10 protein-coding genes are annotated in these 10,151 nt (G+C 45.6%); all 10 read right to left on the bottom strand.

Translation table 11 applies throughout. The features are described 5' to 3' along the window. Positions 1-212 (bottom strand): c-type cytochrome (locus ACKPQ4_RS06115; protein ID WP_407680315.1); only part of this gene is annotated, 212 nt, incomplete at its 3' end. Between the two features lie 89 nt (positions 213-301). After that, positions 302-1,570, bottom strand: a complete 1,269-nt coding sequence (locus ACKPQ4_RS06120) for a Gfo/Idh/MocA family protein (protein WP_407680316.1) — start codon at positions 1,568-1,570, stop codon at positions 302-304. Between the two features lie 45 nt (positions 1,571-1,615). Beyond that, entirely contained in the window at positions 1,616-3,763 is a 2,148-nt protein-coding gene (locus ACKPQ4_RS06125) for an SLC5 family protein (protein WP_407680317.1), read from the bottom strand. Positions 3,764-3,767: 4 nt separating this feature from the next. Next, complete coding sequence (locus tag ACKPQ4_RS06130) at positions 3,768-4,361, bottom strand: SIS domain-containing protein (protein ID WP_407680318.1); 594 nt, start codon at positions 4,359-4,361, stop codon at positions 3,768-3,770. A 4-nt stretch (positions 4,362-4,365) separates the two neighbouring features. After that, positions 4,366-4,869 carry a YjbQ family protein gene (locus tag ACKPQ4_RS06135; protein ID WP_407680319.1) on the bottom strand — a complete coding sequence of 168 codons (504 nt, stop codon included), beginning with the start codon at positions 4,867-4,869 and terminating at the stop codon, positions 4,366-4,368. A 30-nt stretch (positions 4,870-4,899) separates the two neighbouring features. Further along, entirely contained in the window at positions 4,900-5,397 is a 498-nt protein-coding gene (locus tag ACKPQ4_RS06140) for a secondary thiamine-phosphate synthase enzyme YjbQ (RefSeq protein WP_407680320.1), read from the bottom strand. Between the two features lie 10 nt (positions 5,398-5,407). After that, complete coding sequence (locus ACKPQ4_RS06145) at positions 5,408-6,130, bottom strand: triose-phosphate isomerase (RefSeq protein ID WP_407680321.1); 723 nt, start codon at positions 6,128-6,130, stop codon at positions 5,408-5,410. Positions 6,131-6,157: 27 nt separating this feature from the next. Then, positions 6,158-7,621 carry a xylulokinase gene (locus tag ACKPQ4_RS06150; RefSeq protein ID WP_407680322.1) on the bottom strand — a complete coding sequence of 488 codons (1,464 nt, stop codon included), beginning with the start codon at positions 7,619-7,621 and terminating at the stop codon, positions 6,158-6,160. Between the two features lie 12 nt (positions 7,622-7,633). Next, positions 7,634-8,671, bottom strand: coding sequence for an amidohydrolase family protein (locus ACKPQ4_RS06155; protein ID WP_407680323.1), 1,038 nt, complete (start codon positions 8,669-8,671; stop codon positions 7,634-7,636). Further along, positions 8,668-10,050 carry an L-arabinose isomerase family protein gene (locus ACKPQ4_RS06160; protein ID WP_407680324.1) on the bottom strand — a complete coding sequence of 461 codons (1,383 nt, stop codon included), beginning with the start codon at positions 10,048-10,050 and terminating at the stop codon, positions 8,668-8,670. The genes ACKPQ4_RS06155 and ACKPQ4_RS06160 overlap by 4 nt, the downstream gene beginning before the upstream one ends. Between the last annotated feature and the right edge of the window lie 101 nt (positions 10,051-10,151).

The following is a 10,151-nucleotide window of genomic DNA, read 5'->3' on the forward strand; positions in this document are numbered from 1 at the left end:
ACCATTGATGCACCGTTCGGGTCATTGGCGTATTTTTGAGAAACGGCCAGCATGGAAGGACCAATGTGATCCAGGGTCATACGATGGCAGGCAATACATCCACTCGCTTTGTACAAGGCTTTCTCGGTAGGCTCATTTCCATTTGATTTAGATGCAAAAAGCGGGCACGCGAACGAACCAACCATACCAAATAAAAAAATAAAACGAAGCATTGCTATTTCGAAAAGAAGTGGATCATGGAAAGGCTTATTCAATTCGAAACGATAAGATGAGCAACTTTGTAAGCTGCCCAACCTGTTTGCTATGAAAGGTCGTACTGTGGGATCTTCATCCACTCCCCATCCTTCAGCGCGGACTTATGAGCAATCACACCTGCCATGGTCATATTCAGTGCATCCCCAATATTTACGGTTGGTTCTCGGTCGAGCAGGATGGAGGTAATGAAGTCATTGGTTAATTGTCCATGCGATCCTCCGTGCCCGCCAGCTCCAACTCCGGGAGGGAGGGCAGGGCGTGCGCCGTTGATACTTGGGTTGTGGGGTTTTTGCCCGTAGACCCGTCCCTTTTCACCGTGGGCATTTTTCATGTCCCAACTCACCGCCATGCGAGAGATACCGCCCTCGCTTGTTTTGAACATACCGACCTCAGTACCAAATGGATTCTTCCATTGGTTTTCCTTGTGCTCATTGTACAACCCGGGCGTGCCCAGGCATGATACTTCAGTAAACCGTCCACCAGTGATGGATACATAATAGGCATTGGAGTGGGTCGGATACCACATGGGGGGAAGCCCACGACGCCAACCATTCACATCAATCTTACCATTTTTAGGGTTGTAACCAGGGAGTCCGTTGGGTCCAAAATCATGATAATATTCTCCTTCGGAATAAATAATTTTTCCGAGTGCACCTGCCTGGTACTGAGTTCGCTTATCCCAGAGGTCGGCATGGAAAGTGGAGGTCTCATTCATGGCATATTTCAAACCACTCTTCTTGACCGCCTCAAAGAGTTCCTCGGCTTCTTCTTCTGCCTGAAACCCAAAAACCGCAGGTACCGCAGAGCATACATGTTTTCCATGGTTTAATCCCATGACCGCGAGCTTTGCATGGGTGGGGGCATCCGTGGCGATATAAACCGCTTCGATCTCTTTATCCTTCTGAATCATTTCCTCACAGGATGGATAAGTCTTCTTGGCTCCCACTGCCCGGGCGAGACCGGCACATCTGCCTGGATCAAGATCGGTCGCAGCCACCACTTCCACATTGGGATGATTCTGATAAAAGAATGCACCACCGAACCGGCAAAGCCCATACCCTGCAATGCCCACCTTTACTTTACGGTTAGGTAGATCTTTCCAGCCTTTTGAAGCGTTTGGGTCTTCCTTTATTTTTTCAAAACCTGGGATAATGTTTCCATCGGCATCGCGGGGTGCTTCTGCACCCATTGACTTGCCAGCTAATCCAAGCAAGGCACCTGCACCACCAATCCCTTGAATGAACCCTCGCCTGGATAGACTAGTCATTTTCTTTGAGCCTTCCACTTCTAGTGTGCCATCTTTTTCGTTTTTCATGTTAATTTTCTTTCAGTATTTAGAGTTAAAACTTGTTGAAGATTATTATTTTTTGGTGACGATAAATTGATCAATTCCGAGAAGAGAATGTTCAGGTGTGTAATCCCCAGAAGTGAGCGAAACTTTAAAATGATCAGTTTCTGTTTCAAAAGTACCCAAAGTGATCCGCTGTACAGTGTACGAACCAGCGATATTATTTTCGATCCCGTTATTCTCTCTGTCCTTGTAAACTTTTTGTGCATCAAAAATCATGCTCGTCTTGGGTTTGGATAGATAGTCTCTCTCTTCAGTGAGAGTGATCTCAGGATAAGATATATCGGCCTTTTTTTGATCTACAGTTGTACTAAAACTACCGTATCCAGGGGCAATTGTGACCAGTGCATCAATCCTGTAGTTTCCAGGTTCATTGACCGGAATGGTGAAGGTCATCTCCTGTCCATTATCTTTGGGTTGGATCAATACCTGCCCAGTACCTGTCCAAAGATTGAATTTTTCCTCGGGTGCAATTTCTTTACGCGTTTGAATCTTGATTTCACAGTCCGGAGTAGCAGAAAATTCTAAATCTTCGGCTTCGTACCATGTGGATGCATTGCTTTTCGAGTTCATCCAAAGATAAAGTCCAGCAATGGTCGCCACCATTAGGAACCACCACAGTTTAATGCTTTTCCATCCACCATATTGTCCAGTTGCATCTTCGCCCACACTCAGAGCACTCTTAGTCCAGATTACTCCTTCAAGTTCTTCTTCAGACTTGGGCTTAGTGAAAAAAGAAACGACAACAAGGGTGATACAGGACATCACAAAAATTAAAAAGGTATGATGTGTAAAGGTGTCGTACGGTTGCAAAATTGGCAGATTGGGAAACAGCCCAAATTTGGTCAGCGGTAAAAACACCACATATCCCATAAGTAAGGTAATGGTTGCCGCCATAGGGGTGATTTTCTTCCACATAATTCCAAGTAGGAAACAGGCGGCAATGGGGGGAGCGACATAGAAGAAAACAGTTTGTATGAGTACAAATATGGTAACCCCTGGAAAAGCAGAAATAATCAGGGCAATGGTGATACCAATAACAATGATAACCAGGGCGCTTATCCGACCGACTTTGTGCAACTCCTCATCAGTTGCTTTTGGGCGGATTAATTCTCTGTACAAATCCAGGGTAAAGATGGTGGATGAGGAATTGGTGATTGCACTTAGGGTGGACATTACCGCACTTGCCAGACCGGCCAAGACCAGGCCAATCAGTCCGGTGGGTAGAAATTGTTGTACCATGTATGGCCATGCCTGGTCGCCATCACTAATTCGGGACTGGAACAAATAAAAGGCAACGATCCCTGGGATGACTACTATGAATGGAAGAATCGCCTTACTGAATCCAGCCATGATGACTCCCATCCTTGCATCCCATTCGGAGCGGGCTCCTAAGCATCTTTGCACCATAAATTGATTGGCACAATTATACCACAGTCCTACAGCCACTAGTCCCGATAATACACCGCTCCATGGTATAGTTTCATGCTCTGATGAATAGAACATGATGAATTTCTCAGGCATGCTCTCCATCAAATTATCCAGTCCTCCGGCATAATGAATCCCGAAGATACTAACAATGATTCCCCCAATCATGAGTAGGAGAAATTGTAAAACATCAGCCCACACGGCTGCTAACAGACCTCCGTAAATCGTGTAGGTGCCAGCGGCTATGGCTAGAATAAGAATGCCCATCCAAATATCAATCTGGGGGAAGAATACATTCATTGCCTTGGCACCCGCAAAGAGCACACCACCGAGCATGGCAATGACTAGTCCGATGATCATCACGATTGCGTATGCATACCTGCATGTCTTGTTGAACCTTTTTTCGAGGAATTCCGGCATGGTGGATACATTTCCACGCATATAAAAAGGCAAAAAGATCCAGATAAGGGCGGTAAAGGTGAATGCATTTCCCCATTCCCAATTTGCCACCGCCATCCCATAGAGAAAACCAATTCCAATTGTACCAATGAAATGTTCGGTGGAGATATTGGATGCGATAAATGATGCACCGATCGCATACCAGGGCAATTTTTTGGACGCCAGAAAGTAGTCGGATGAAGATTTAGTCTTACTTCGTGCGGAAATTATTACCGCAAAGAGGACTACCCCAATGAAATAGCTAAAGAAGATAACTGCGTCCCAGATGCTCATACTTTTATGAATTTAATTTTTTTCCCACCGCTCCGGCCGGATGGATTTTAGCAAATTGTTCATTTCGGAAATCCGTCTCTTCAATTAGGGCTGCTTGTAAGGCATCAAAAATTGCAGATAGTACCACGAAACTTGTGGTTCCCTGGCTGTCGAATTTGTCAGCCTCTCGATCGACTCGCATTTTTAAAACCACCTGAGAACCTCTGGCCAAGGAGGATTCCATATTTTCGGTAATGGCGATGATATGGACTTTCTTAGCTTTGCATATTTCCATGATGGGAAGCAGTTCACTGGTTTGCCCCCCCCGGGAGGCAAGCACTATGACATCTCCCTCCTTGAGGAAGCCACTTGCTCCATGAACTGCTTCGGCTGGAGAAATAAATCTGCCTGAAAGTTCGATGCAGCACATCAAATGTGCGAAGTGCATACAGGCAATGCCAGAATGACCACATCCGCTTGCACCAATGCGTTCCGCACCGGCAAGAAGTTTTACTGCCTTTTCGAATGATTTTTGCTCAATTGAACTCAATGCATTGGCCAGAGCGGAGGATTCGATCTTGAACGAATCCCGGGCGGCTTCCCAGGGCGATTTTGTCACTTGGTTATTCTCCCAATACTTGAACCTGACAGACCCGTTTGCGAGCTCGTACCTGATCCCAGTCGATGAAGTAAATATATCCGAACTCCCCAAGTTGGAGCTCGCCATCCACCAGTAAAATCGTTTCCGAACGACCAAAGAAGGTCGAACGAAGATGTGCCTCGGTGTTAAGGCTGGTCCATTCTCCCTCTTCCGTGCCCAAACTCATGGCAAAATCAATGTGTTCCTTACCCGGATGCATATACTGTCCCTCATGCCTGCAAGTGGGTATGAGTTTTTCCATGACATTGCACAGATCCTGTTGGAGGAATTCCAATCCGAAGTAGGTTTTATCGTGCGAGCACTCCTGCGTCATTACCGAGCAGGTAGTATGGTGCGAGTATACGACGATATTGCCGTGTTGTACGCCTGTGTTCTTGACGATCTCTTTTACCTGTTCGGTAACATCGTGAAAGGTCGGGTTTAATCCTTTTGATTGAAGGTCGATTTTTTCGGTGACAATTTTCATAGTTTGAATGTTAAATATTTTTCTAAAGGTTTATTCTCCGGATACCTGTATGATGACCTGACGGTTGCGCGAACGGGTGTGGTCAAAGTCCACAAAGTAGACATGCCCAAACTCTCCGAGTTCCAGATTTCCCTCGAAAATGGGTATGGTTTCACTTCTGCCCATGATGGATGATCGTAAATGGGCATCGGTATTTAATGTTCCCGGTTTGTCCTCCCCGTGCTTGGCTGCAAATACGGTAAGTTCCGGACCGGGGTGCATATACTGACCTTCTTTTCTGCAGGTAGGAATGATGTTCTCAAAAACATCCGCAAGGTCCTGCTGCAAGTAAGTCAGCCCGGTGTATGCCTTGTCAAAGGAGTCTTCGTCTATCATTACAGCGCAGGTGGTGTGTCGTGAATAAACCAGACACGATCCCAGTTGGATACCTGATTGATGAACAATTTTCTTCACCTCATCGGTGATCGTGTGAAAGGTGGGCCGCTGGCCAGTGGATGTGAGGTCGAGAGTTTCTCGGACAATTTTCATGGTTAACGTTTTAGTTGGTTTTGGATAGAAGATTTTTTTTGGCCCGACTGACATTGAAGACCATTTCATCGAGCAGTTTCATTGGGTCCTTGGACTTAAGAATACCCGAGGCCGAACCAGCGGCATCATTTCCCGCCATGATGAAGTCGTAAATTTGCTCACCCGTGGTTATACCTGCTGCCTGTTCGACCAAAATGTTCGGATTAATTTGCTTAACCACCTGCAAAGTTTCGATCACATAGGACATGTCACTTGCCTGATCTGTACCAATCAGTTCACTGGGTTCCGGGTTGATAATGTCCGGCTCGAATTGGGCAATCGCCTTGGTTTCAGCAATAGAGTCGGCACAGGCAAAAGTGATCAAACCGATTTCATTTGCCCGGTCGATTGTTTCTTTGATCTGGGGAAGAGTCATGGGACGTTCACAATGGTTAAGTAATACTCCCTTTGCACCAGCATCGAGTATGGCTTCGGGCAATACATCTGCCATTCCCCGACCGGGTCGCAAAGTATCCATGTAAGGGGCAAAGACAAGAATACGACTTGTATTCTCGGCAATTCTGCGAATCTCAGTGTAGGGGGCGATGAAGATCGCATCCACATCATGGCGTATGGCGGCCTCATCAACCGCTTTTGCATAGTCCAATACTGCGTCTCCAAAGATGTAATTCTTTACACTGGTTTCAAAGAATGGAGATTTTGGAAGGGTTTTTATAGGTTTGTTGGTTGTCATTTAAGGTTTTGAATATTTGTTTTGAAATTACTGGGATACCATTGCGGTTTCCTCATGAAAATGTCGCTGGATTTCTATGTATGCATCGCTGCAGGCGGGATCGGGTTGGGTAGTTGTGAATGGGTGTTTTAACTGATTGAAACCGTCCCGTTCATCTGAATAGATCCCACAACCCATTCCTCCAAGAATCACTGCTCCCATAGCTCCGGCATATTCTCCATCTTTAGGTATGCTTACTGGTCGGTTAAGCACATCTGCGAGGATCGAAGTCCAGATTGCACTCTTTGTCGGTCCGCCCGTAAAAATCAATTTCCCAGAAGATCTTCCGGTAAGTAGATTGACTTGCTCCACGCGTTGGGCGATCTGGAAAACAATCCCTTCCATCAATGCACGGCATAACTGTTGAGGAGTACAGGATTGGGCGATCTTCCAGTTTGCCTCCTCGGTATGATCGAGCAAATTGACAATGGTACCACCTGCTCCCGGTTCTGCTTCCATGGCCAGACTATTGAAGTGTTCGTACATTGCTTCGTTGCTTTTCGAGGGAAATGCTTTGGCCAATAATTTATGCAATTTCTCACCCACTGCGGTAAGGGCAAAAATGGCACCCCAGCATCCATTGGTTGAAAGAAAAGGGTCGATAAGCATATTTTCTTTCAGGGCAATTTCTCTGTTTTCTACAGGTGTGAATACGACCCAGGAAGTACCGGCTGAAATAAGCAGATCACCTTCTTCCCAAACTCCGGTTCCCCGGGCAGCGGAGGGGTGATCAAAACTGCCGGTTACAGGCATTGTTGTAGTAGGCAAACCGGTGAGTTCACAAATTTCGGGAGTGAGTGATCCACATGCCTTGCCAGATTCGCACAATTGTGGGAGTTGGCTTTTCTTAATTCCCAGAGTGCTCAAAAGCTCTAGGTTCCACTTTCTTTGCACCTGATCCTGCAAATAAAAGGTGGTTGCTTTGGAATGATCAATTATCCACAGACCACAGAGTTTTTCAAAGATGAAGTCATGCAGCATCGCAAATCGCCTGGCTTCTTTCCAAAGTTCTGGCTTGTTCTTTTTTAACCATCCCAAATGGGCCAGAGGAAAGGTTCCGAAGTAGGGCCATCCGTTTTTTTGATAGAGTTGTTTCCTGTCCAGGTCGGTCCATGGATCCTCGCCCTCAATCAGTGTTCTTGTGTCCAACCAACTGATTGCACGAGCCAATGGTTTGTTTGCATGATCGAGCAAAATGGTATTTCCGGTGGCACCGCTTAAACAGATGGCTTTGATTTCTTTAGGGTCATTTATTTGCGAAACCAAGGATTTTACCAATCCGGTGAATTCTAAAAAGTACTGCTCGGGATCAATCTCTGCTTCACAGGTAGATGGTTTAATTATGGTTGTTTCGGCACTTTCTTTAGCGATTATTTTTCCATCACTTTTACAGAGCACGGCCTTGATCGAACTTGTTCCCAAGTCCATCCCAATCAGATATTTTTTTGGCACTGCCACTAAATTTTAACTTAGGCCCAACATGCGGTGAGCATTATTAAAAAAGAGATCTTCGATTTCTCCTTTGTTTAATCGGGTATTAATCGCCGCTTCCCTGATCGATTTGATTTCTTCGTAAATAAAGAAGGACAGGCGGTCCGCTTCTTCTCCCTCAATCTCGCGCATGCTTGGATCATCGGATACATCTCCATACAATCCTTTGGGTACAAGGTTTAGGTACTTTCCATTCTTGGTGATTCGTCGCATTCTCATCCGGGTGATTGGTAGATCACTGCCAAAAATCATACGTTGCGGTCCAACCGCATTGATTGCCCATTCAAATACCTTGGCATTGGTATTGGCCGAGAAGTCGAAAGTCAGTCGCTCAGTCTTTTTTAAAATCTCAAATGCATCGCCTACATCTTCTTCGCAATAAGCTCGGCCAACATGAGCAAGTATGAGTTTTAGGTTTGGATAGTTCTGTTCAATTTCCAGGATTTGGCCAAGGTTTACCGGGTCTTTTAATCTTCCGGATCTTGGAATGTGCAACATCACAGCAAGCCCAAGCCTGTCCAATACCTCCAGTTGTGAAGGTGGTAGGAAATCATAAATCCTTACTTCGTCCCGTGGTAGGTAGGAAGGAGCAAAGCTCAGGTATACCTTGATTCCGTTGAACTTCCGTTCAATCAGTCTGGCTTCGAGTTCTTCGGCAGACCAATGGGGTAGGGCAAGGAGTAATGCGGGTATATTGTGTTTTTCCGCACAGTCCAAAACATATCGGTTTAGTTCCACAATTTTGTTTTCCGGTTCAATCCAGGGGAAGATACAAGGAGTTACTTTCTTTCCCGGGAACATCATGCGGTAAGTTTCCATAAGGTCCTCTATGGGGTTTTCATCCGCGACCAAGAGCGGCCAGGCAGCCAGTCTGCTATCTTGTTCCTTTTCTGAATGTACTGTTTCTTTTTCGTAACAATGTGTATGAACATCGATGATATTTTCAGGGAGGAAATCCTGCAGGTACTCCTGATAAAATTCTTTGTCCGTCTGCTTTATTTCAAAGTTCATATGATTGATATGGAGAAGTTCATCATTTTACCAAAAGCGGTGAGGGTGCGTAAGCTATCACCATAGACCAGGACTTGGTGGTGGGTACCGCCCATTTCACTATATTTTTCAAGAAATCGATCGACTGGAATTTTTGGACGGATCCATCCTCGGATGGCTTCTTCTAAGTTTTCCACACTCCTCCCTTCCAGTACTTCCATTTCGCTTAAGATTAGAGTGAATTTACCCTCCTCGGTCTGGGCCAGGTTGGCCAGTACTGCAACCCCTGGTCTGAAACTGCCGTATGCCATCATTGGCGAATCAATATCAGAGAAGATATAATCCTTCGCCGTCATCAACATCTTACCATCCGAAATCGCGGGGTTCATTTCACCCATATGACTGAGGAATAGTGTGTTTCCTTTCCAATCCGGACAAAAGATTTCCGTAAAACTACTCGCAGGAAAGATTTGCAATAAAGCTCCGCAAAAAGCCGCGGTCAATACATCTCCTTCTCCGGCATATCCGGTACCGCTTGCCATGGCCTTGCTTGCCTCCATGAAGGGCACACATTCAAATCCCTTTGACCGATCAAAATCAGCAAAGTTCATCGAAAACCCAAGCAGGTCGTTTTGTTCCACCCATTTCCGGACGACCAGGCTCATTCGTACCGTTCTCCGGTGTGCATCCTCATCATATTTTCCCAGGTCAAATGCAGAGAGGTCATGTTCTATCTCTTTTTTGATTTCTTCCTCGGTCAAGGAATTGAGTAGCTCAAGGATTTGCCCGGTTTTAAATGGTTCAACTTTTGTACCGATCCAATTTTCCAAATCTTCCGGGGTTATGGCAAAATCCCCCATTCCGTGAAAAGACTTTCCAATCAATCCTACTTTTCCACCCTTCATGGAATTGGCTGCGTTTGTTGCCTTGCATAGGTTCGCCACCCTGTCGAGAACATCGGATTCCTGCCAGTGACCGGCTTCCACAAAATACTGTACCCCCTTTCTTTTCAGCAGACTGCACAAATCCTGAACTCCGTGTATTCCATGATTGTTCATCAAATCATCCACGGTTGCATCTTTGCCAAAAGATGAGTTCATGGTCGTATCCAGCATAATCAATGGCTTGTTTAGGGAAACCAGTGTATCTATGCTTTCCAAGGAGGGTGAGTATGCCAGGTGCAAGCACACAACCGCCGAGCAATCAGTAAATGTTTTTCCTGCTTCCTTGAATTCCTCTTCAGTCCGGCAAATTGGTGCGGGAATGACTTCTATCCCCTTACTCAGTAGTTCGGATTGTATATCAGAGGAGAACTTCTCCATGGTCTCCCGCATTTCTGGAAACAGTTCATCGTACAACTTTAAATAGAGGGGAAGGAATCCAATTTTGGTCGGTTGCATCGTTAGAGGAATTTCTTTTTTTTCGTACTTTTTAAATCAGTAAATCGTGCACCACACGTGCTGGTTCAACCCCGGTAAGTTTTTGATCAAGTCCCTGAGAG

Source organism: Candidatus Chordibacter forsetii (assembly GCF_964187505.1).
In the GTDB taxonomy this organism is placed as follows: domain Bacteria; phylum Verrucomicrobiota; class Verrucomicrobiia; order Opitutales; family Seribacteraceae; genus Chordibacter; species Chordibacter forsetii.

Coding starts and splice junctions, on each gene's coding strand:
- ACKPQ4_RS06120 (WP_407680316.1), bottom strand. CDS start 1,570: ATGAAAAACGAAAAAGATGGCACACTAGAAGTGGAAGGCTCAAAGAAA.
- ACKPQ4_RS06125 (WP_407680317.1), bottom strand. CDS start 3,763: ATGAGCATCTGGGACGCAGTTATCTTCTTTAGCTATTTCATTGGGGTA.
- ACKPQ4_RS06135 (WP_407680319.1), bottom strand. CDS start 4,869: ATGAAAATTGTCACCGAAAAAATCGACCTTCAATCAAAAGGATTAAAC.
- ACKPQ4_RS06140 (WP_407680320.1), bottom strand. CDS start 5,397: ATGAAAATTGTCCGAGAAACTCTCGACCTCACATCCACTGGCCAGCGG.
- ACKPQ4_RS06145 (WP_407680321.1), bottom strand. CDS start 6,130: ATGACAACCAACAAACCTATAAAAACCCTTCCAAAATCTCCATTCTTT.
- ACKPQ4_RS06155 (WP_407680323.1), bottom strand. CDS start 8,671: ATGAACTTTGAAATAAAGCAGACGGACAAAGAATTTTATCAGGAGTAC.
- ACKPQ4_RS06160 (WP_407680324.1), bottom strand. CDS start 10,050: ATGCAACCGACCAAAATTGGATTCCTTCCCCTCTATTTAAAGTTGTAC.